Below are 21,269 nucleotides of genomic sequence, written 5' to 3' on the forward strand. Positions count from 1 at the left end.
GGCACGGCTGAACAGTCGCAACACGGATCTGTCACCATTCTCCACAAGGCAAGAGTTCGCCCAGGAGTCCACTCGGACGGGGGAACGCGGCACACCCGCGCTCCCGCGCCCAGGATTCCGGCGACCGCGGCGGACGGCCCCGGCTAGACGGGGGTCGTTCAGCGACTGCGGATGCAAGGACCAGCAGGACCGGTGCCCCGGGAATCGGGGGCCCGGGACCGGCCGGGTCGAAGACGCGACCAGGAGATGGATGGGACCGCGGAGTGCGGGGCAACGACCGCTACGAGGTTGACGATCACCTCTCCCAGTTCGAGGCCGAGATGGGTCGGACTCGGAAGGAGCGGGACAAGGCAGTCGAACACGCCGAGGACCTCGCCTACCAGGTGGAGGTGCTCCGGGCGAAGCTGCACGAGTCCCGCCGCATGCTCGCCCAGCCGCGCGCCTTCGACGCCGTTTCCGGCCAGGCCGAGCAGATGCTCCGCACCGCCGAGATGCAGGCCCAGCAGCTGCGCGCCGACGCCGAGCGCCAGCTGCGCGACTCCCAGGCCGCCACCCAGCGGATCATGGCCGAGGCCGCCGAGCGCACCGCCCGGCTGGAGGCCGAGCTGGCCGCCCGCCGCCGCCAGCTGGAGGACGAGCTCGCCGAGCTGCGCCGCTCCGCCGAGCAGCACGTCAACGGCTGGGCCGAGCAGACCCGGGCCGGCACCGAGCAGGAGGCCAACCGCCTGCTCCAGGAGGCCCGCGTCGAGGCCGAGCGGATGATCGCCGCCGCCCGCGCCGAGGCCGTCGCGCTCTCCGACCAGGCCCGCGCCCAGACCGCCGCCGACGTGGACGCCGCCCGCGGCGAGGCCCAGGCCGCCGCCGAGGCCGCCCTGCAGCGCGCCCAGACCGACGCCGAGCGCCTCCTGCGCGCCGCCTCCGAGCAGGCCCAGCAGGCCGGCGCCCAGGCCGCCGCGGACGTCGACGCGGCCCGCGGCGAGGCCCAGCAGCAGCTGGCCGCCGCCCACGCCGCCGCCGAGCAGCAGCTCGCCGCCGCCCGGGCCGAGATCGACCGGCTCAAGGCCGAGGCCGAGGCCGAGCAGACCCGCACCGAGCAGCAGCTCGGCGCCGCGAAGGCCGAGATAGAGCGGCTGCGCGCGGAGGCCATCGCCGAGGCCGAGCGCGCCCGCCGCGAGGCCGCCGAGCTGCGCACCCAGGCCGAGCAGGCCGCCGAGCAGCTGCAGGCCGACGCCGAGGCCGCCGCCGAGCGCAAGGTCGCGGACGGCGAGGCCGCCACCGAGCAGCGTTCCCAGACCGCCCGGGCCGAGATCGCCCGGCTGGTCGCGCAGGCCACCAAGGAGTCCGAGGCCATCCGGCGGGAGGCCGAGGCCGTCCGAGCCGAGGCCGCCACCAAGCAGGCCGAGGCGGACGCCGCCAAGGCCGCCGCGGCCGAGGAGGGCGAACGGCTGCGGGCCACCGCCGAGTCCGTCGCCGCCGAGCTCAAGGCCGAGGCCGAGGCCGCGATCGCCGAGCTGCGCGCCCGGGCCGAGCGGGACGTCGCCGAGCTGCGGGCCACCGCGCAGGCGGAGGCGCAGCGACTGCGCGGCGAGGCCGAGGAGGAGGGCCGGGCGGCCGGCGCCAAGGAGGCCGCCGTCCACCTCGCCACGGCCGCCAAGACCGCCGAGGAGGTGCTCGACCGCGCCAACCGGGACGCCGAGACGGCGCGCGGCGAGGCCGCCGCCGAGGCCGAGCGGATCCGCACCGAGGCCGCCGCCGAGGCGCAGCGGCTGCGCGAGCAGGCCCAGGCCGCCGTCGAGCAGGCCCAGAACGCCGCCCTGGACGACGCCGCCGCGATCCGCGAGCGGATCGAGCAGATGCAGGACGAGGCGGCCCGGCTGCGGGCCGAGGCCGAGGAGCTGCGCGCCCAGGCCGCCGCCGAGGCCGACCGGGTGCGCGGCGAGGCCCGCCGCCAGGCCGTCCTGCAGATCGAGGAGTCGGCGAAGAACGCCGAGGAGCTGCTCACCAAGGCCAAGGCCGACGCGGACGAGCTGCGCGCGGGCGCCGCCGGGGAGATCGAGCGGCTGCGCGAGCAGGCCCAGGAGCAGGCCGCCGAGACCCAGGGACGGGCCGAGCAGACCCTGGCCCGGGCCCGCGCCGAAGCCGAGAAGATCACCGCCGCCGCCGAGCAGCAGGGCCAGGACGCCCTCGCCGCAGCCAAGGCGGCGGCCGCCGAGAACCGGGTCGCCGCCGAGCGCGAGACCGTCGAACTCCGGCGCCAGGCAACGGAGTTCGACCAGCGGGTGCGCGCCGAGGCGACCGCCGCCGCGGAGGCGCTGACCGCCGAGGCGCAGGCCGAGGCGAACGCCGTCCGGGACGCCGCGGTCGCCGACGCCGAGCGGGTGCGCACCGAGGCCGACACCGAGGCCGCCCGCACCCGGGGCGAGGCCGAGGCCGCCGCGCACGCGCTGCGCGAGGAGAGCCGGCGCGAGCACGAGGCCGCGGCCGCCGGGCTGCAGCGCGAGCGCGAGGAGACCGCCGAACAGCTGGCCGCCGCCCGGGCCGCCCGCGAGCAGGCCGAGCAGGCCGCCGCCGAGCTGCGGGACACGGCCGACCGGCAGGTCGCCGAGCAGCGCGCGGAGGCCGAGGCGTACGCCGCCCGCGTCCGCGCCGAGGCCGACCAGGCCACCGCCGAGCAGCGCGAGAGCGCCGAGCGGGAGACCACGGAGCTGCGCGAGGCCACCGAGCGGCAGGTCGCCGAGCAGCGCGTCCTGGCCCAGCAGGAGACCACCGCCCAGCGCACCGAGGCCGCCGAGTACGCCGACCGGGTCCGCACCGAGGCCGAGCAGGCCGCCGAGGAGCTGCGCACCCGCACCGAGCAGTACGTCGCCGAGCAGCACGCCGCCGCCGACGAGTACGCCCTCGGGCAGCGCCAGGACGCCGACCGCTACGCCGCCGAGCAGCGCGAGGCGGCCGACGAGCGGCTGGCGCGGGCCGAGGAGACCGCCGAGCGGCGCGTGGCCGACGCCGAGCAGGCCGCCCGGGCCGTCCGCGAGGAGGCCGCCGCCGAGCTGGCGCTCGCGAACGAGCAGGCCGAGACCGTCCGCGCCGAGGCCGGCCGCACGCTGTCCGAGGCCCGCGCGGCCGCGGAGGGCATCCGCGCCGAGGCGGCCGAGGAGCTGGAGCAGGCCCGCGCCGAGGGCCGGGAGCTGGTCGCCGCCGCCCGGGCCGAGGGGGCGGGGCTGGTCTCCGACGCCGAGGACGAGGCCGCCGAGGTCCGCCAGTCGGTGGCCGGCCTGCACGAGGCCGCCGCCGAGCAGATCGCCGCGCTGAAGGCCGCCGCCGAACGCGAGGTCGCCGAGGTCCGTGCCCTGGCCGACCAGGAGACGGCCGAGCAGCGCGCCCTGGCCGACCGGGAGACGGCCGAACAGCGCGAGGCCGCGGATCGTCACGTCGCCGAGCTGCGCGCCGCCGCCGAGCAGTACGTCGCCGAGCAGCACGCCGCCGCCGACGAGTACGCCCTCGGCCGGCACCAGGACGCCGACCGCTACGCCGCCGAGGTCCGCGAGCTGGCCGACCGCGAGACGGCCGAGCTGCGCGCCCGCACCGAGGCCGAGACCACCGCCCTGCGCGAGCGCACCGAGCTGGAGCTGGCCGCCGAGCGCGAGGCCACCGAGGCCGAGCTGGGCCGGCAGCGCGCCGAGGCGCAGGCCTACGACGAGCAGCTGCGCCACGACGCCGACGCCGAGCTGCGGGCCGCCGAGGAGGCCGGCGAGCAGCTGCGCGCCGAGGCCGAGGCGCAGGCCGCCCGTACCCTCGCCGACGCCGAGGCGCTGGCGGCCCGGACGGTCGCCGAGGCCGAGGAGCTGGCCGCCGGGCTGCGCGCCGAGGCCGAGGAGTACGCGCTCGCCACCCGCGGCCTGGCCGACGACTACGACGCCGCCACCCGCGCCCGCGCCGACGTCTACGACGCGGAGACCCGGGAGGCCGCCGAGCAGTTCGACAAGGCCACCCGCGACCGGGCCACCTCGGTGCTGGAGAAGGCCTTCGCGGACGCCGAGGCGCTCGGCGAGGACGCCCAGACCACCGCGCTGGCCACCACCGCCGCCGCCGAGGAGCAGGCGGACGCGATGGTCGCGGCCGCCCGCAAGGAGGCCGACCGGCTGGTCGCCGCCGGCGAGGCGGCCGGCCAGGCCGAGGTGGAGAAGGGCCGTTCCGACGCGGACGCCCTGCTCGCCGAGGCCCGCCGGGACGCGACCGCGATCCGCGAGCGCGCCGAGGAGCTGCGCGAGCGGACCGACGCCGAGGTGGAGGCGCTGCACGAGCGCGCCCGCAAGGAGAACGCGGCCGCCATGAAGTCGGCCGGCGAGCGGGTGGACGCGCTGGTGACGGCCGCCCAGGAGCAGCTGACGGAGGCCGAGGAGCAGGCGGTGGCCACCGTCGCCGAGGCCGAGGACCGCGCCGCCGCCCTGGTCGCGGCCGCCGAGGACCGCGCGGCCGAGCTCACCTCGGAGGCTTCGGCGGAGGCCAGCAAGGTCCGGCTCTCGGCCGTGCGCAAGGCCGAGGGGCTGCTCAAGGAGGCGGAGACCAAGCTCGCCACCTCCACCGACCGCGCCGAGGCGCTGATCGAGAAGGCGGAGGCGAAGCTGTCCGCCGCCGAGGCGGAGTCCGAGGAGCGGCTGGACAAGGCCGCCGCCGAGGCGGAGAAGCGGCTGCGGGACGCCGACCGCACCGCGGACGAGCAGGTCGAGCTGGCGAAGGCGGAGGCCGAGCGGCTGATCGCCGAGGCGAAGGCCGAGGCGAAGCGGGTCACCGACGAGGGCCGGCGCGAGCTGGACGAACTGGTGCGCCGCCGCAAGGACATCAACACCGAGATCTCCAGGGTGCAGGACGTGCTGTCCGCCCTGGAGGCCTTCGAGGCGCCGGCGCCGGTCGCGCAGACCAACGGGGGAAGCAACAGCAAGAAGGACGGGGGTGCCAAGGCCGGTGCCGGAGTTGGCTCCCCCCGGTCGGGCGGCAATCGTTCCAAGAACGCACCACCCGATTGAGCGGACATTGGCGGTCATTGTCCGTGAGAGAACGGCATATCGCCGTCGACACTCCGGTACCGTGTCAGGATTCCCTCAACCACCTCAGCGGTTTGACGACAGGAAGCCCAGAGTCCCATGAGCGACAGTCACTCCCCTCACGGCTTCGACCTGGTGCGCCGCGGGTACGAGCGCGCCCAGGTCGACGAGCGGATCACCAAGCTGGTGGCCGACCGTGACAGTGCCTTGACCCGGATCTCCGCGCTGGAGAAGCGCATCGAGGAGCTCCACCTGGAGACCCAGACCGCCCAGGCGGCGGTCGCGGACCAGGAGCCGTCCTACGCCGGCCTCGGCGCCCGGGTCGAGAAGATCCTGCGGCTCGCCGAGGAGGAGGCCAAGGACCTGCGCGACGAGGCGCACCGCGCCGCCGAGCAGCACCGCGAGCTGGCCGAGGCCGCCGCGCAGCAGGTCCGCACCGAGGCCGAGAACTACGCCAAGGACCGCAAGGCCAAGGCGGAGGACGAGGGCCTGCGGATCGTCGACAAGGCGAAGAGCGACTCCGCCCAGCTGCGCGCCGAGGCCAACAAGGACGCCCAGAACAAGCGCGAGGAGGCGGACGCCCTCTTCGAGGAGACCCGCACCAAGGCCGCCCAGGCCGCGCTGGAGTTCGAGACGAACCTGGCCAAGCGCCGCGAGCAGTCCGAGCGCGACCTGGCCGCCCGTCAGGCCAAGGCCGAGAAGCGCCTCGCCGAGATCGAGCACCGGGCGGAGCAGCTGCGCCTGGAGGCCGAGAAGCTGCGCACGGACGCCGAGCGCCGCGCCCGCCAGACCGTCGAGACGGCCCAGCGCCAGTCCGAGGACATCGTGGCGGACGCCAACGCCAAGGCGGACCGCATCCGCAGCGAATCCGAGCGCGAGCTGGCGGCGCTGACGAACCGTCGCGACAGCATCAACGCCCAGCTGACCAACGTCCGCGAGATGCTGGCGACGCTGACCGGCGCGGCCGTGGCCGCCGCCGGGGTGCCGAGCGACGACACCATGGGCGTGCCCGCCCAGCAGTCGCGCTGACGCCGCCGCGCTGACCCGTCAGCGCCGACGTCCCGCCACTGGCGCCGTGGCGCCGGCCCCCTGTACCGACGCCGACGCGAAGCAGGCCCTCACCCGTTCGGGTGGGGGCCTGTTGCGTGCACAGCACTCACTATCTCGGGTAGGCCCCGTCCGGCCGCTGGTAGCCGCTGCTGAGCTGGTTCCCCTCGTCGTCCGAGACCGTGCCGAACCAGGAGGTGCACCAGACCGACACCGAGTCGGGCCAGTACTGCACCTCGAACGGGTGGCCGGGCCCGAAGTCGCCGTACGAGGTGACGATGAAGGTCTCCCCCGGGCGCATCCAGTAGTCCTCGCCGAGCGGTTCCAGGGTCAGCTCCAGCAGCCCTTCGCCGCGGTTGGTCACCGGCATCCGGCCGGTCACTTCCAGGGCCGAGTAGTCCCAGCCGGCCGCGTCCTCGCTCATCCGGCGGCCACCCGGGCCAGGAGCCGGCGCACGGCGGCGTCGAAGGCCTCGGGGGCCTCCAGGGCGCTCAGGTGGCCCACGCCGGGGATGACGGTCAGTTCGGCGTCCGGCCGGGCCCGGAGGATCAGCTCGGCCTCGTCCGGTGCCACCAGGGAGTCCTGGGCGCCCGTCACGACGGCGACCGGCACCCGCAGGCCCGCCAGTACGTCCAGGGAGTCCGGGCGGGCCGCCATGGCCCGCTGGGCCCAGGCGACGGCGGCCGGCGGGGCGGCGGCGACCATCGCCTCCACCCGGGCGACCAGGTGCTGCGAGTCCGGCCCCAGCTGCCCGGCCGCGACCCGCTCGTCCAGCAGCAGTCCGACGCTGTCGCGGGCGGTGACGGCGGCGGCCGTCCGCTCCCGGTTGGCCCGGACGGCGTCGGCGTCGGCGGTGGCCCGGGTGTTGGCCAGCAGCAGGCCGGCGAGCCGGTCCGGGTGGCGGCGGGCGAGGGCCAGCGCCACGTAGCCGCCCATGGAGAGCCCGCCGACCACCGCGCGTTCGATCCCGGCCGCGTCCAGCATCAGCGCCACGTCGTCGGCGACCAGGTCCAGCGAGGGCTCGTCGGCCCCCAGCTCGGTGCCGCCGAACCCGCGCTGGTCGGGGGCGAGCACCCGGGCCTCGTCCCCGGTCAGGCCGGGCAGCGCGTCCAACTGGGCCGACCACATCGCGGCGTTCAACGGAAAGGCGTGCAGGAGCACGAGGGGTGTTCCGGTACCGCTCTCGCGGACGGACACTGCGGAGGGGAGCTCGGTCATGGCCCCCAACCTATTCCGGCACGCCCGCCGGGCCCACTCAGCGGGCCCTGATATCCGCTTTGTCCTAGCCTGACAAAGAGCGTAGGGAGCCCGAATGATCGAGTTGCACGACCTGACAAAACGTTACGGCAAGACACTCGCGGTGGACCGGCTCAGCTTCCGGGTCCCCCAGGGCGTGGTGACCGGCTTCCTCGGCCCGAACGGCGCCGGCAAGTCCACCACCATGCGCATGATCCTCGACCTCGACCGCCCGACCAGCGGCCGGGTCACCATCGACGGCAAGCGCTACGGGCAGCTCAGCGAGCCGCTCAAGTACATCGGCGCGCTGCTGGAGGCCAAGGCCGTCCACCCCGGCCGCACCGCCCGCGACCACCTGCGCTGGCTCGCCCAGAGCAACCGCATCCCCGAGCGCCGGGTCGACGAGGTGCTCTCCCTGGTCGGTCTCACCCCGGTCGCCCGCAAGCGCGCCCGCGGCTTCTCGCTCGGCATGGGCCAGCGCCTCGGCATCGCCTCCGCCCTGCTCGGCGACCCGGAGATCGTCATGTTCGACGAGCCGGTCAACGGCCTCGACCCGGAGGGCATCCTCTGGATCCGCAACCTGATGAAGCGCCTGGCCGGCGAGGGCCGCACCGTCTTCGTCTCCTCCCACCTGATGAGCGAGATGGCCGTCACCGCCGACCACCTGGTGGTCATCGGCAAGGGCCGGCTGCTCGCCGACCTGCCGATGCCGGAGTTCATCCGGCGCAACTCCCGCTCCGCCGTCCGCCTGCGCACCCCGCAGCCCGAGCGGCTGCTCGACCTGCTGGCCGGCGCCGGCCTGCGGCACGAACCCGGCCCGGACGGCTCCTACGAGGTCGTCGACGGCGACCTCGCGGCGCTCGGCGAGCTGGCCGCCGCCAACGGCCTGGTGCTGCACGAACTCAGCCCGCAGCAGGCCTCGTTGGAGGAGGCGTTCATGCAGATGACGGCCGACTCGGTGGAGTACCACGCGGGCGACGGCCCGGGCCGCGACGCGGCCGGAGCGCCCGGCGTCTGGGGCGCGGGCTGGAAGGCGGACGGCGCCCGGCCGGCCGCGGCCGTGCAGCAGGAGGAGAACTGAGATGACGTCCTTCCCGGCGATCCTGCGCTCCGAGTGGACGAAGATCCGCAGCGTCCGCTCGACGGTCTGGACCCTCGCCCTGGCCTTCGTGGTCACCGTGGGCATCGGCGCGCTGCTGTCCCTGCTCACCAACAACAACTTCACCGAGTTCCGCAGACACGACGCCGACACCCCGTTCGACGCGACCGGCACCGCCTTCTCCGGCATCATGCTCGGCGAACTGGCCATCATCGTCTTCGGCGTGCTGGCGATCGGCAACGAGTACAGCAGCGGGATGATCCGGGTCACCCTGGCCGCCGTCCCGCAGCGCGCCACCCTGCTCGCCGGCAAGGCCGTCGTGCTCGGCGCCCTGGCCCTGCTGGTCTCGCTGGTGACGGCCTTCGTCACCTTCTTCCTCGGCCAGGCCCTGCTCGGCTCGCACTCCACCACCCTGGGCGAGCCGAACGTGCTGCGCGCGGTGCTCGGCGCCGCGCTCTACCTGACCATGCTCTGCCTGTTCGCGGCCGGCGTGACCACCATGCTGCACAACCAGACGCTGGCGCTCGGCGTGCTGGTGCCGTTCTTCTTCCTGCTCTCGCCGATCCTCTCGGCGGTGCCGAAGGTCAAGACCCTCGCCCACTACTTCCCCGACTACGCGGGCTCGCGGATGCTGCTGGTGTACGAGCAGCACGGCCAGCCGTACGGGCCGTGGGCCGGGTTCAGCATCTGCCTGGCCTGGACGGCGGCGGCGCTGCTCGGCGGCGCGCTGGTGCTCAAGAACCGCGACGCGTAGCGGCCCGCGGGCCCGTCAGTACCGCGGAGCGCCGCGGCCCCGGAGGATGTTGGAGGCCCGGCGCTCCCGCGCGCCCCAGCAGGCCCGGTGCCAGTGCCGCCGGTCGTCGACCCCGCCGCCGTGCATCGGCCAGGCCACCAGGTGGCCCACCCCGGGCGGGATCTCCTGGTCGCAGCCCGGGCAGCGGTAGTGCCGCCCCGACGTCCCGGCGACCGTCTGGACCACCCAGTCGTCACCCTGGTAGCTCTCGGTACGGCGCAGCGATCCGCCGAGCGGGGCGGTCGGCTCGGCGCTCTCGCGGGGGGCGGCGCTCCTGTTCCGGTTGTGGCGCGGCGACACGGCGGACTGCCTCTCTTCCGGTGGCTCGGGTGCGCTCCAGCCTAGCCCTGCGGGCCGCCCACCCGATCTGAATGCCTCTATCACGAGTGCGCCCGACACTTCGCGGTTTTTACCGAGATCCACCCGGAGACCACCGAAATTCGGGGCTTCGCGTGCCATTGGCACATGACATCGGATACCCACGAAGGGACGAGGCGGGGCCCGCACCCTGCGCGCACCCGAGGAGGCCCAAGGATGACCAAGACCAGCGCCCGCGCCGAGACCCGCCGGCCCGTCGGAGTACGGCCACCGGCTCCCGGCCCGGCGCTGACCACCGTCGCGCCGGTGACGGCCGTCGCGGGCGAGCCGCTGCCCGCCGCCCAGCGGGGCGGCACGGCGGCGCCGGACACCGCCCCGGTGCGGGTCGGCGCGTTCCTGCTGTCCGCGCAGTTCCCCGGGCAGAGCCACGCCGAGGTGCTGGACCGCACCGTCCGGGCCGCCGTCGAGGCCGAGCGGGCGGGTCTGGACAGCGTCTGGCTGGCCGAACACCACTTCGTCCCGTACGGGGTCTGTCCGAACGCCGCGACGCTGGCCGCGCTGCTGCTCGGCCGGACCCGCCGGATCGGCGTCGGCACGGCGGTCAGCGTGCTCTCCACCGCCCACCCGGTGGCGCTCGGCGAGCAGGCCGCGCTGCTGCACCTCACCTCCGGCGGGCGGTTCACCCTCGGGGTCGGGCGCGGCGGGCCGTGGATCGACCTGGACGTCTTCGGCAGCGGCGTGGACGCCTTCGAGCAGGGCTTCCCGGAGCGGCTGGACCTGCTGCTGCGCTGGCTGCGCGGCTCCCGGGTGGGCGCGGACGGGCCGCAGTTCAGCTTCCCCGAGGTGGCGGTCGTCCCCCGGGCCACCGAGCCGCTGCGCCGGCCCGGCCTGGGCAGCTGGCTGGGCCTGGACGAGTCCGCGCCGGTGCGCTTCCCGCGCCAGCGCCAGGACGCCGCACCACTGCGCGGCGAACCGACCCGCGGTGAGCCCGTGCGCACCGACCCGCTGCCCGAGGACCGGCTGCGCGATGACCTGACGGCCGCCGGTCGGCCGGTGGCCGGCCCGCCGGTGGTGGTCGCCTGCACCTCGCCGGGCGGGGTCGGGCTGGCCGCCGAGCGCGGGCTGCCGATGCTGCTCGGCATGCACTCCGGCGACGAGGACAAGCTGCGGATGCTGGAGCTGTACCGCACCGCCTGGCTGGCGGCCGGCCGCTCCGAGGAGCAGCTGCGCCGGGTGAGCCGCCAGCACGTGGCCGCCGGGGTGGCGCAGGTCGACGACCGTGCCTCGGCGGCCAGGGCGACGCTGCTGAACGCGATGCCCGGCTGGTTCGAGTACGGGCTCGGCGCGCACCGCACGGTGGACGGCCGCGAGCGCAAGATGCGCGACCCCCGCCAGTACACCGAACTCCTCTGCGACCTGCACGCGGTGGGCACTCCCCGGCAGTGCGCCGACCGGCTGCTGGCCACCGCCGAGCGCACCGGCATCCGGCGGTTCGCACTCCTCGCGGAGGGCAGCGGCGACCGCGCGGCGACCCTGCACAACATCGCCCGGCTGGGCTCCGAGGTGCTCCCCCAACTGAGCTGAAAAGGAAGCGGGTTGACCGAACGACCGGGCCGTCGCCACCCTCCCGCGACCGGGGGGCGACGACGGCGCCGCGCGTCAGCAGTCCCGCAGCTCCTCGGACTGGTTGAGCAGCTGCTCCCGGACCGACGTGAAGCGGTCGTACCGCGCCTCGTTGGCCTCGGAGGGCAGGAACACCGCCACCCGGTGACAGTTCTGGAACGCCAGCCGGACCCCGAAGTGGCGCTGCAGGGCGCCCCGGATGGCGTCGCTGGCGAGGGCGCGCAGCAGCTGGCCGCGGGCCTGCTCGCTGGGCGGCGGCACCTGGTTGTCGGCGAAGTCGGTGCCGTCGACCTTCGCCTGGGCGACCAGCGAACTGATCAGGTCCCACGCGTACGGCAGCGAAACGCGGACGCAGTCGACGAATTCCCGCTCGTCGACCTCGCCCCGCTCGGCCTTCTCCAGCAGGGCCGGTGAGACGTCGAGCGACATGGATTCTCCTCTCGCGGTCCACCCGCGCGGCGCCCGGGTGGTCATGCGTAGTCCAAGCTCACAGTGAGGGTGGTGGCGGAAGCCGCGAGGGGCGTCCGGCACCCGTGGAACGGGGTTCCGGCACCTTCGCGACACCGCGGAGTGGCGCCACGGGACGTAACGACCCGGACACCGAACGCGCTCAGAACAGCGTGGCAGCCAGCAGCCGAACAGGCTGGTGATTCTTGCGGATTGCTTCTGAAATATGCAGCAGCACACCAGATTGGCCGGATCCTGTCGGATCGTTCATCTGAAGTCTCCGTCCCCGTTGACGCCGGTCCCGCGAGCGTGCCGTCACACACGGTAGAGACCCCGTGTGGCGGGCGCCAGACCGCGACGGGCGGATGCGGGACCCGCCGAAACTCCATGTTCGCGGCGTTCGCGCTTTCTTCACCCGGTCGTCCCGGAATCGCATCAACTGGCCCCGGTGGGCTAGCGTGGTCGACCGTGCGTCTCGTAATTGCCCGCTGCTCAGTCGACTATGCCGGTCGGCTCTCCGCCCACCTGCCCTCCGCCACCAGGCTCATCCTGGTCAAGGCCGACGGCAGCGTCAGCATCCACGCCGACGACCGCGCCTACAAGCCGCTCAACTGGATGTCCCCGCCGTGCGCCCTCAAGGAGGCCGACGGGGCCTGGACGGTGGAGAACAAGGCCGGCGAGAAGCTCATCATCACGCTGGAGGAGGTGCTGCACGACTCGTCCCACGAGCTCGGGGTCGACCCGGGCCTGATCAAGGACGGCGTCGAAGCCCACCTGCAGGAGCTGCTCGCGGACCGGATGGAGGTGCTCGGCTCCGGCTGGTCGCTGATCCGCCGCGAGTACCCGACCGCGATCGGCCCGGTCGACATCCTATGCCGCGACGCGGACGGCGCCACGGTGGCCGTCGAGATCAAGCGCCGCGGCGAGATCGACGGCGTCGAGCAGCTCACCCGCTACCTCGAACTCCTCAACCGGGACCCGCTGCTGGCCCCGGTCAAGGGCGTCTTCGCCGCGCAGGAGATCAAGCCCCAGGCCCGCGTACTGGCCACCGACCGGGGCATCGGCTGCGTCGTGCTGGACTACGACGAGCTGCGCGGCATCGACGACGACAAGCTCAAGCTGTTCTGAGCCGCACCTAGGCCGGCTTGGTCGGGCTCGGCGTCCCGGACGACGGCGGGGCGGTCGGGGTCGGGGTCGGCGTCGGCTGCGACGAGGGCGAGTTGGTCACCACCGGCGACGCGGACGGCTGCGTCGGCTGGGGCTGCTGCGGCGCCGGCGGCTGGACCGGCGGCTGCGCGGGCTCCTGGACGGGCGGCTGCGCCGGATCCGACTCCTGCGCCCCCGGCGAGCGGCTGGGCTTCTTCGACGACGACACCGACGCCGACGCACTCGGCGAGCGCGAGGCGCTGCCGCTCTCGGACGGCGTCGGACTGCTTCCGGCCCCCGCCGGGGCGCTCGACGCGCCGGCGGCGGGGGCGCCGGGGCTGGTGCTGGTGTGCGGCACCGGCGGCAGCCCGTCCTGACTGTCCCCGACGTCGTCCAGCCGCCCGTGCGGCTCGTTCCCCCTCGGCTCGTCCGGGCCGAGGCTCATCGCCGCCGCCGTCCCGAGCACCCCGAAGGTGAGCACGGCCGCGGTGGCGAGGACGATCCGCCGCCGCCGGCTGGAGCGCAGCCGGCGCGGCACCCGGGCCGCGATCTTGCGGATCACCGGCCCGCGCGCGGCCGCCACCGTGGTCGGCCCGGCCGGCAGCTGCCGGCCCTCGGCGCGCAGCAGCTCGATCATCCGGCGCGCGGCCGCGACCCCGCGCTGCTCCCCGGCGGCGGTGCGCAGGGTGAGTGCGGTCTCCAGTTCGGCGACGGCCCGGGACGGCTGCTGGACGCAGATCGCGTGCACGGCGGACTCGTGGTGGAACCACGCCTGCTCGGCGGGCGTGCCGACCCGCCGGGCCGCCTCCAGGCCGAGCTGCAGCACCCGCTCCCAGGCGCCCCAGCGCAGCGCGAGCGCCAGCGCGGGGGCGGCCGCCCGGGCGAGCCGGACCACCGCCTCGTGCCGTCCGGCGGCCCGGTCGGCGAGCAGCACGCCGATCACCACCTCGGCCTCGGCGGCGACCTGCTCCAGCGACACCGAGCCGTGCCCGACCCACCAGGCGAAGTGCTGGGCGGCGCCGTCCGCGCAGCCGCGCGCGGGCCAGTGCGGGACGAGCAGGTCGAGCGCGCCGGCGGTCAGCCGGTGGTGCCCGCCGATGGACACCGCCAGCCCGGCGTCGGCGAGTTCGGCGAGGGCGGCCTCGCCGTGGCCGACGTCGATCAGCGCCGGCAGGTGCGGCGCGGTGGGGCACTCGCCGCCGAGCGCGACGGCGAGGCGCAGGACGGCCTGCGCGGGCTCGCTCAGCCCCTCGGCGAGCCGGACGGCGGGCGAGGCGGTCTCGGCGACCGAGGGCAGCGGGACGGTGCGGCGCAGCGCGCTCTCGCGGACCGCCGGGTCGGGGTGGTGGACGGGCTCCTCGACGGCCCCGAAGACGTCCTTGCGGTCCTCCTCGGCGGCGACCAGCGCGTCCACCGCGACGTCCCGCTGGCGCAGCAGCGCGGCGGCCTGGACGAAGCGCAGCGGCAGGCCCTCGGACTCGAACCAGAGGTCGACCGCCCAGGCCTTCTCGGCGACGTCCAGGGGCCGCCCCGCCAGGCGCGCGGTGAGGGCGAGGCAGGCGGCGCGGGAGAGTCCGGCGACGGGGTGGTCCTGGAGCCGGGAGTCGGCGGGCAGGGCCGGGCTGCCGGGGGAGACCGAGAGCAGGAAGGCGCAGCCGGGGGCGGCGGCCAGCAGCTCCTCCAGCTCGTCGCCGGAGGGTTCGGCGCCGTCGATGACGACGACGGCGGCGACCTCGGCGAGGTGCCCGGCGAGCTGGCCGGGGTCGGGCCGGTAGCCGGGGGCGTGGTGGGTGGCGGCGAAGAGGTCCTGGAGCAGGTCGGCGCCGGTGCGGCGGTGGCCGCAGAGCTGGACGACGCCGCCGGGGGCGAGGTCGGCCGAGGCCTCGGCGACGGCCGACAGCAGCGCGCTGCGGCCCGAGCCCGCCTGGCCGACCAGGCGTATCGAGCGGCCCTCGGCGAGCAGGCCGAGCAGTTCGGCGATGTCGGCCTCGCGGTCGAGCAGCGGCAGGTCGGCGGGCCCGGCGCCCATGGCGAGCGGGCCGACCGCGCGGCCGGGGCCGCCGAGCGGGCCGCGGGCGGGTTCGCTGCGCTCGATCCGGCGGGGGCGGGGGCGCCACTCCTCGGGGCAGGGCCTGGCCTCGGAGCCGTCCGGGGCGCCGACGCCGACGAGCAGGCCGCCGGAGACCAGTTCGCCGCCGCGGGTGCGGGCGGCGGCTTCCTGCCGGAGTTCGCCGGATGGCTGTGCCACGTTCTGCTCCGCATCGTGCTCGGCCGCCGGCACCGCGCGCCGGCCGGCTGACGTCCCGTTCGCGGCCGCGCGGGGGCTGGGGGCAGCGGGCGGCGGCCGTCATTCTGACGGGCAGACTCTCGCACATCCGGTCACCGCCGCGCAGGGCGGTCCCGGAGACGGGGGGAATCCGGGGGAATCAGACGACGTGCGCCTCGGCGATGCCGCCGTCCACCGCCAGGATGCGGTGCAGCTTGGTGGCCACCAGCAGCCGCTGGAGCTGGGCCGGGACGGAGCGCAGCACCAGTCGGCGGCCGATCCGGCCGGCCCGCCGGTGGGTGCCCATGATCACGCCGAGGCCGGTGGCGTCCCAGAACTCCAGCCGGGCGAGGTCGAGCACGAGGTCGCCGAGGCCGCCGTCGACGGCCTGGTGCAGGCGGGCCCGCGCGTCGGCGGCGGTGCGCACGTCGAGGCGGCCTTCGATGGCCAGCGCCCGGTGGTCGCCGGTGATGCGCATGCTCTCCTCCTTCGCCTGGTCGCTCTGCTGGTCGCTCTGGTGGCCGGGGCGGGGTGTTGCGATCGGGTGGGCCGCCGTGGTGCGGCTCCTCGCCCGGAAGACGGCGAGAAGACGGTGAGGCGTCGGGTTCCCTCATCTGACGGTGAACCGGCACCCCAGGTTGCTGGTTTCGGCCGAATCTGAAGCAACTTCACTCGTCCGAGGGAATATACGCAGTCAGTCTCCACACCTACGCTCGATTCCCGCCCAAATCACCCGTCTGCGGCACGCAGCGTGAGGAAACTCACCCGACCCGGCACAGCGGGCCGTACGATGCTCCGATCGCACGGCCCGCCGGGTCATCGGGTCTCGGGGCTCACTTGGCCTCGTACGGGTAGAAGCCCTGGCCGCTCTTGCGGCCGAGGTCGCCGGCGGTGACCATGCGGGCCATGATCTCCGGGGCGGCGAACTTCTCGTCCTGGGTCTCGTCGTAGATGTTCCGGGCGGCGTGCAGCAGGATGTCCACGCCGGTCAGGTCGGCGGTCTGCAGCGGGCCCATCGCGTGGCCGAAGCCGAGCCGGCAGGCGGTGTCGATGTCCTCGGCGGTGGCCACGCCCGACTCGTACAGCTTGGCGGCCTCGACGACCAGCGCGGTGATCAGGCGGGTGGTGACGAAGCCGGCGACGTCGCGGTTGACCACCACGACCTCCTTGCCGACGCCCTCGGCGTAGGCGCGGGCGGCGGCCAGCGTCTCGTCGCTGGTCTTGTAGCCGCGGACGAGCTCGACCAGCTTCATCATCGGGACGGGCGAGAAGAAGTGCACGCCCACGACCGACTCCGGGCGCCGGGTGACGGCCGCGATCCGGGTGATCGGGATGGCGGAGGTGTTGGTGGCCAGCACGGCGCCGTCCTTGGCGAGCTTGTCCAGCTCGCGGAAGACGCCCTCCTTGACCTCCAGCTTCTCGAACACGGCCTCGACCACGATGTCGGCCTCGGCGACGGCGCCCAGGTCGGTGGTGGTGGTGATCCGGCCCAGCGCGGCCTCGGCGTCCTCGGCGCTCAGCTTGCCCTTGGCGACGAACTTCTCGTACGAGGCGCGGATGCCGGCGAGGCCGCGCTGCAGCGCCTCCTCGGTGACGTCCCGCAGCACCACCGGGTGGCCGGCCTGCGCGGACACCTGGGCGATGCCGGCGCCCATCAGGCCGGCACCGATCACGGCGATCTGCTTGCTGGACGCATTGCTCATGGCTGGGTCTCCCGATGCCGTCGCCGCCCCGAGGGCGGGCCCTGAAGGCGGCTCAGGGCAGGGGTCACCGCCGCGGAGCCGCGTCGCTCAGCGGGGACTCTAACGCCCAAATCCCCCGCGCATAAGCAATCGAGAGTGTGATCTGCAACCGAACCGGTCGCCCGACCGGGAAGACGATCAGATGGTCAGCCCGAGGTCCTGGGCCAGGATCGCCGCCTGCACCCGGCTGCGCAGCCGCAGTTTCGCCAGGATCCGGCTGACGTGCGTCTTCGTGGTGGCTTCCGCCATCTCCAGCCGGGCCGCGATCTCCCCGTTGGACATCCCCGCGCCGACGCAGGCCAGCACCTCGCGCTCGCGGGCGGTCAGCGCGGCCACCGCCTCCCGCGCCGCCGGGCCGACCGGCCGGTCCGGGCGGGCGAAGGTGCCGATCAGCCGCCTGGTCACCGAGGGCGCCAGCATGCCGTCCCCGCGGGCCACCGTCCGGATGCCCTCGACCAGGGTGTCCGCCTCCAGGTCCTTGAGCAGGAAGCCGGCCGCACCGGCCCGCAGCGCGCCGTAGACGTACTCGTCCAGGTCGAAGGTGGTCAGCACCAGCACCTGGGCGGCCCCGGCGGCGACCACCTCCCTGGTCGCCGAGACGCCGTCCAGCCGGGGCATCTGCACGTCCATCAGCACCACGTCCGGCCGCAGCTCCAGCGCCAGCCGGACGGCCGCCTCGCCGTCCGCGGCCTGCCCGACCACCTCGACGTCCGGTTCGGCCCGCAGGATCATCACCAGCGCCGCCCGCACCGCCGCCTGGTCCTCGGCGACCAGCACTCGGATCGTCATGCCCCTGCCTCGCTCCCCCGCCCGCACGGCAGCACCGCGCGCACGCTCCAGTACCCGTCCCGCGGCCCGGCCTCGAAGCTGCCGCCGAGCAGCCCGGCCCGCTCCGACATGCCCACCAACCCGGCCCGGGCGCCCGGCAGTTCACGCCCGGCCCCGCCCCGGTACGGGCTGTCGACGGCGATCCGCAGCCGCTCCGGCTCGAACTCCAGCCGCAGCCGGACCAGCCCGGGCCCGGCGTGCTTGAGCGCGTTGGTCAGCGACTCCTGCACGATCCGGTACGCGGCCAGCCCGACCGGCACCGGGACGTCCCGGTGCTCGCCGTGCTCGGTCAGCTCGAACTCCAGCCCCACGTCCTGCCCGGCCGCCCGGGCCTTGGCCAGCAGGGCGTCCACCGCGGCCAGGTCGGGGGCCGCGTACGACGCGTCGGCCTCTCCCCCGCCGCTGTCACGCAGCAGCCCGATCATCCGGCGCATTTCGGCCAATCCCTGGACGCTGTTCTCCCGGATCACCGCCAGCACCTCCACCAGCGGATCGTCCGCGGGCAGCTGCCGGCGCCGGGCGACGGACTGCGCGCCGGTGGCGTGGATCGCGATCGCCGACAGGTGGTTGGCCACCACGTCGTGCAACTCCCGTGCCATCCTGGCCCGTTCGGCGACGACCGCCTCGCGCCGGTCCATCTCCGAGAGCAGCGCGGTCTGTTCCGCCCGCAGCCGCTCGCTCTCCGCCTCCTGCCGGTGCTTGCGCACCAGCTCGCCGGTCCACACCGGCGCCAGGAACACCAGGGAGGCGACCACCACGATCAGCAGCCCCGCCGCGGTGCCGCTCTTCCACCACGCCAGCGCGGAGAGCACCAGCACCGTCGAGCCGCCGGTCAGGTGCAGCACCCGGGACATCCGGTGGCTGCCGTAGAGCACCGCCGCGTACAGCAGATCGGTGTACATGATCGTCGTCGCCAGCAGGCTGCCGGCGAACACCCCGGCCGCGAAGGCCAGCCCGCCCAGCGACACCGTGAGCACCGGCCGGGTGCGCCGGACCAGCTCCAGCCCCGCCATGACGAGCAGCGGCGCCACCACCGCCCACAGCGGCACCTCGTCGGCCCGGTCGTACACCCGGAAGACGATCAGTACGGCGCCGCCGAGCACCCCGCACAGGGCGATCAGCCGGTCCATGCGGCGCGGTGGGACGGATGGTACGAGCACACCCCCATCTCACCATCCCGGACGCGCCACCCGGCTCCCGTCCACGGAGGAGGCCGCTACATCGAAAGGTGCAGCCCCGGACGGCACCACGCGACGACGAAACCCGCCCGCCCGCGGAGGAGCCTGGAAGCACCGCCGAAACGCCCGGGAGCAGAACGTGATCGTCACCCTCATCGTCGCGGCCGAGATCTCCTGGTGGATCGTGCTCGGCCTCGCCCTCTCCACCCGCTACCTGCTGCGGTGGCGCCGCACCAGCACCGCCCTGCTGATCGGCCTGCCGGCGGTGGACCTCGCCCTGTACGCCCTCACCGTGCTCAACCTGCGGGGCGGCACCCAGGCGAGCTGGATGCACGCCCTCGCCGCGAGCTACGCGGGCTTCTCGGTCGGCTACGGCCCCTCGCTGGTCGCCTGGGCCGACCGGCACTTCCTGCACCGCTTCGCCGGCGGCCCCAAGCCGCTGCCCGCACCGAAGTACGGGCCGGAGCGGACGGCGCACGAGTGGCAGATCGCCAAGCGGACGGTCGTCTCGGCGGTGATCACGCTGGGCCTGATCAGCCTGCTGATGCCGCTCTCGGCCGGCGCCGCCCACGTCGGCACGTTCGCCCAGTGGTACTGGAAGCTGGGCATCGCGGCCGTCGTCAACGTGGTCGTGGCCGGCTGCTACTCGCTGTGGCCGAAGGAGCCGCCGGCCGGAGTCCGGGTCGAGGACGGCCGCGTGGTCGAGGACGGCCGCGTCGCCGAGAAGGTCGAGTCCGGTTCCTAGCGGTTCTCCCCCGGCACCCACAGCACGTCCCCGCGCTCCTTGTTGGCCACCCGGGCCAGGATGAACAGCAGGTCGGACAGCCGGTTGAGGTACTTCGCGGTCAGCGGGTTGACGGTGTCCCCGTGCTCGGCGATCGCCGCCCAGGTGGAGCGCTCGGCCCGCCGCACCACCGTGCAGGCCAGGTGCAGGTGGGCCGCGCCGGGCGTGCCGCCGGGCAGGATGAAGCTGCGCAGCTTCTCGACCTGCTCCAGGTAGTGGTCGCAGTCCCCCTCCAGCCGGTCGATGTAGGACTGCAGCACCCGCAGCGGCGGGTACTTCGGGTCCTCGACCACGGGGGTCGACAGGTCCGCGCCCACGTCGAACAGGTCGTTCTGGACCCGGATGAGCACGGCCGCCACGTCCTCGGACAGCGAACCGGCCGCCAGCGCCACCCCGATCGCCGCGTTCGCCTCGTTGGCGTCGGCGTACGCGATCAGCCGCGGATCGGTCTTGGTGGTCCGGCTCATGTCGCCGAGCGCGGTGGTGCCGTCGTCCCCGGTACGGGTGTAGATGCGCGTCAGATTGACCATGCGGCCACCCTAGCCGCCGACGTTAGGCGACGTTAACCCTCTGCCCGGGCGGGGCCGCCTCCAGCCAGGCCAGGAAGCCGGTGAGCGCGTCCTCGCTCATCGCCAGCTCCAGCGGCGCCCCGTTGTGCAGGCACCGCAGCACCACCGAACCGGAGAGCAGCGCCAGCTCCTCCTGCCCCTCCGGGTAGCGCCGGCCCAGCACCTCGATCTCCCGGCGCGGCAGCACCTTGCGCGGACGCGGGGCGTACGAGAAGACCCGGAACCACTCGATGGAGTCGCCGCTGTAGCGCCCGATACCGAAAACCCACCCCTTGCCATCGGTCGGGGGGACCGGGGCGGAGGTGGGTTTGCCGTTCTCGTCGAGGTCGGGCTGCGTCGAGGCGTCGGCGGGCATTTTGAGCCGGTAGCTGCAGTCGAAGGTGCCGCCGACCCGCTGGATCAGGCGGCGGCGCACGGCGAAGGCCATCAGCCCGATGACTCCCAGCGCCACGACCGCCGCACACACCACAAGCGCGAGGACCATGCTCACCTACCTCCTCGCTACCCGCGTTCCCCGTAACGGTCGTATCAGGCGACCGCGCTGACCTGTCAACTACGACGACAGTCCCGGGGTCACGCTCGCGCGTCCCCGGGACCGTCGGTCGACCCCGCTAAGCCGGGGTCCGGCGCACTCAGGCGTGGGCCTTGAGGCCGCGCGCCGCGAACAGCCGCACCTCGGCGCGACGCTCGGCGTGCGCGTCCAGGTCCGACTTGGCCTGCTCCAGTGCGCGCTCGGCACGGGCGACATCGATCTCGTCCGCCAGCTCGGCGATCTCCGCGAGCAGAGACAGCTTGTTGTCGGCGAACGAGATGAAACCGCCGTGGACCGCGGCGATCACGGTGCCGCCGTCCGTCGTGCGGATGGTCACCGGGCCGGTCTCCAGCACGCTCAGCACCGGGGTGTGGCCCGGCATGATGCCGGTGTCACCGGAGGCCGTACGGGCGACGACGATGGTGGCCGCACCGGACCACACCTTGCGGTCGGCTGCGACCAGCTCGACGTGCAGCTCAGCCAACGTGGGCTCCTAGGCTCATGCAACCCCCGATTACTCGGGAGTTTCGGTAAGAATAACGGCCCCGCGCCTCCGGCATGAAACCGACGGCGCGGATTTGACCGGAATCACAGCCGATGCGACGCGAGGGGTGGCCCA

At 74.7% G+C, this 21,269-nt stretch carries 19 protein-coding genes; 7 read left to right on the top strand and 12 right to left on the bottom strand.

Annotation, left to right across the window (positions count from 1 at the left end; genetic code table 11):
* The first annotated feature begins 320 nt into the window (after positions 1–320).
* Positions 321–5,024 carry a hypothetical protein gene (locus AB2U05_RS11280; RefSeq protein WP_369183139.1) on the top strand — a complete coding sequence of 1,568 codons (4,704 nt, stop codon included), beginning with the start codon at positions 321–323 and terminating at the stop codon, positions 5,022–5,024.
* Positions 5,025–5,141: 117 nt separating this feature from the next.
* A complete protein-coding gene (locus AB2U05_RS11285) occupies positions 5,142–6,071 on the top strand; it encodes a cellulose-binding protein (RefSeq protein WP_045694855.1) in 930 nt (309 codons plus the stop codon).
* 130 nt (positions 6,072–6,201) lie between these two features.
* Here AB2U05_RS11285 and AB2U05_RS11290 read toward each other — a convergent pair whose 3' ends face one another.
* Positions 6,202–6,513 (bottom strand): hypothetical protein, encoded by a 312-nt coding sequence (locus AB2U05_RS11290; protein WP_369183140.1) that lies wholly within the window; start codon positions 6,511–6,513, stop codon positions 6,202–6,204.
* Positions 6,510–7,307: an alpha/beta fold hydrolase gene (locus tag AB2U05_RS11295; RefSeq protein ID WP_045694853.1), complete on the bottom strand. Its 798-nt coding sequence runs from the start codon at positions 7,305–7,307 to the stop codon at positions 6,510–6,512. The genes AB2U05_RS11290 and AB2U05_RS11295 overlap by 4 nt, the downstream gene beginning before the upstream one ends.
* Before the next feature lie 94 nt (positions 7,308–7,401).
* On the opposite strand from AB2U05_RS11295, the gene AB2U05_RS11300 reads away from it, so the two are divergent.
* Complete coding sequence (locus tag AB2U05_RS11300; RefSeq protein ID WP_045694851.1) at positions 7,402–8,406, top strand: ABC transporter ATP-binding protein; 1,005 nt, start codon at positions 7,402–7,404, stop codon at positions 8,404–8,406.
* 1 nt (position 8,407) lies between these two features.
* Positions 8,408–9,178, top strand: a complete 771-nt coding sequence (locus AB2U05_RS11305; RefSeq protein ID WP_045694850.1) for an ABC transporter permease subunit — start codon at positions 8,408–8,410, stop codon at positions 9,176–9,178.
* 15 nt (positions 9,179–9,193) lie between these two features.
* Here AB2U05_RS11305 and AB2U05_RS11310 read toward each other — a convergent pair whose 3' ends face one another.
* The gene (locus AB2U05_RS11310) at positions 9,194–9,517 is read right to left on the bottom strand and encodes a hypothetical protein (protein WP_045694848.1); all 324 of its coding nucleotides are present in this window, start codon (positions 9,515–9,517) and stop codon (positions 9,194–9,196) included.
* Between the two features lie 396 nt (positions 9,518–9,913).
* Between AB2U05_RS11310 and AB2U05_RS11315 the strand changes: the two genes are divergently transcribed.
* Positions 9,914–11,119, top strand: a complete 1,206-nt coding sequence (locus tag AB2U05_RS11315; protein ID WP_045710893.1) for an LLM class flavin-dependent oxidoreductase — start codon at positions 9,914–9,916, stop codon at positions 11,117–11,119.
* Positions 11,120–11,194: 75 nt separating this feature from the next.
* Here the strand turns inward: AB2U05_RS11315 and AB2U05_RS11320 are convergent, their stop codons facing one another.
* Complete coding sequence (locus tag AB2U05_RS11320) at positions 11,195–11,587, bottom strand: SCO5389 family protein (RefSeq protein WP_045694845.1); 393 nt, start codon at positions 11,585–11,587, stop codon at positions 11,195–11,197.
* 486 nt (positions 11,588–12,073) lie between these two features.
* On the opposite strand from AB2U05_RS11320, the gene nucS reads away from it, so the two are divergent.
* Complete coding sequence (nucS, locus tag AB2U05_RS11325; protein WP_369183141.1) at positions 12,074–12,733, top strand: endonuclease NucS; 660 nt, start codon at positions 12,074–12,076, stop codon at positions 12,731–12,733.
* Positions 12,734–12,740: 7 nt separating this feature from the next.
* Here nucS and AB2U05_RS11330 read toward each other — a convergent pair whose 3' ends face one another.
* The 5 genes from AB2U05_RS11330 to AB2U05_RS11350 all read right to left on the bottom strand — a co-directional run bounded on the left by AB2U05_RS11330 (position 12,741) and on the right by AB2U05_RS11350 (position 18,747).
* Positions 12,741–14,999, bottom strand: coding sequence for an ATP-binding protein (locus AB2U05_RS11330; protein ID WP_369183142.1), 2,259 nt, complete (start codon positions 14,997–14,999; stop codon positions 12,741–12,743).
* Positions 15,000–15,177: 178 nt separating this feature from the next.
* Entirely contained in the window at positions 15,178–15,495 is a 318-nt protein-coding gene (locus tag AB2U05_RS11335; protein ID WP_045694841.1) for an STAS domain-containing protein, read from the bottom strand.
* 355 nt (positions 15,496–15,850) lie between these two features.
* Positions 15,851–16,720, bottom strand: coding sequence for a 3-hydroxyacyl-CoA dehydrogenase family protein (locus AB2U05_RS11340; protein ID WP_045694839.1), 870 nt, complete (start codon positions 16,718–16,720; stop codon positions 15,851–15,853).
* Positions 16,721–16,897: 177 nt separating this feature from the next.
* Positions 16,898–17,548 carry a response regulator transcription factor gene (locus AB2U05_RS11345; protein ID WP_045694837.1) on the bottom strand — a complete coding sequence of 217 codons (651 nt, stop codon included), beginning with the start codon at positions 17,546–17,548 and terminating at the stop codon, positions 16,898–16,900.
* Positions 17,545–18,747 carry a sensor histidine kinase gene (locus AB2U05_RS11350; protein ID WP_369183143.1) on the bottom strand — a complete coding sequence of 401 codons (1,203 nt, stop codon included), beginning with the start codon at positions 18,745–18,747 and terminating at the stop codon, positions 17,545–17,547. Before AB2U05_RS11350 ends, AB2U05_RS11345 begins: the two co-directional genes overlap by 4 nt.
* Positions 18,748–18,904: 157 nt before the next feature.
* Here AB2U05_RS11350 and AB2U05_RS11355 point away from each other — a divergent pair, with 157 nt between their 5' ends.
* Positions 18,905–19,510 carry a hypothetical protein gene (locus tag AB2U05_RS11355; RefSeq protein WP_369183144.1) on the top strand — a complete coding sequence of 202 codons (606 nt, stop codon included), beginning with the start codon at positions 18,905–18,907 and terminating at the stop codon, positions 19,508–19,510.
* Here AB2U05_RS11355 and AB2U05_RS11360 read toward each other — a convergent pair.
* The 3 genes from AB2U05_RS11360 to AB2U05_RS11370 all read right to left on the bottom strand — a co-directional run bounded on the left by AB2U05_RS11360 (position 19,507) and on the right by AB2U05_RS11370 (position 21,134).
* Positions 19,507–20,079: a cob(I)yrinic acid a,c-diamide adenosyltransferase gene (locus AB2U05_RS11360; RefSeq protein WP_045694827.1), complete on the bottom strand. Its 573-nt coding sequence runs from the start codon at positions 20,077–20,079 to the stop codon at positions 19,507–19,509. The genes AB2U05_RS11355 and AB2U05_RS11360 overlap by 4 nt on opposite strands.
* 22 nt (positions 20,080–20,101) lie before the next feature.
* The gene (locus AB2U05_RS11365) at positions 20,102–20,602 is read right to left on the bottom strand and encodes a DUF2550 domain-containing protein (protein WP_030057523.1); all 501 of its coding nucleotides are present in this window, start codon (positions 20,600–20,602) and stop codon (positions 20,102–20,104) included.
* Positions 20,603–20,750: 148 nt separating this feature from the next.
* A complete protein-coding gene (locus tag AB2U05_RS11370; RefSeq protein WP_045694825.1) occupies positions 20,751–21,134 on the bottom strand; it encodes a F0F1 ATP synthase subunit epsilon in 384 nt (127 codons plus the stop codon).
* Positions 21,135–21,269 lie beyond the last annotated feature (135 nt).

The sequence above is a fragment of the Streptomyces sp. Y1 genome (assembly GCF_041053115.1).
Lineage (GTDB): Bacteria > Actinomycetota > Actinomycetes > Streptomycetales > Streptomycetaceae > Kitasatospora > Kitasatospora rubellomurina.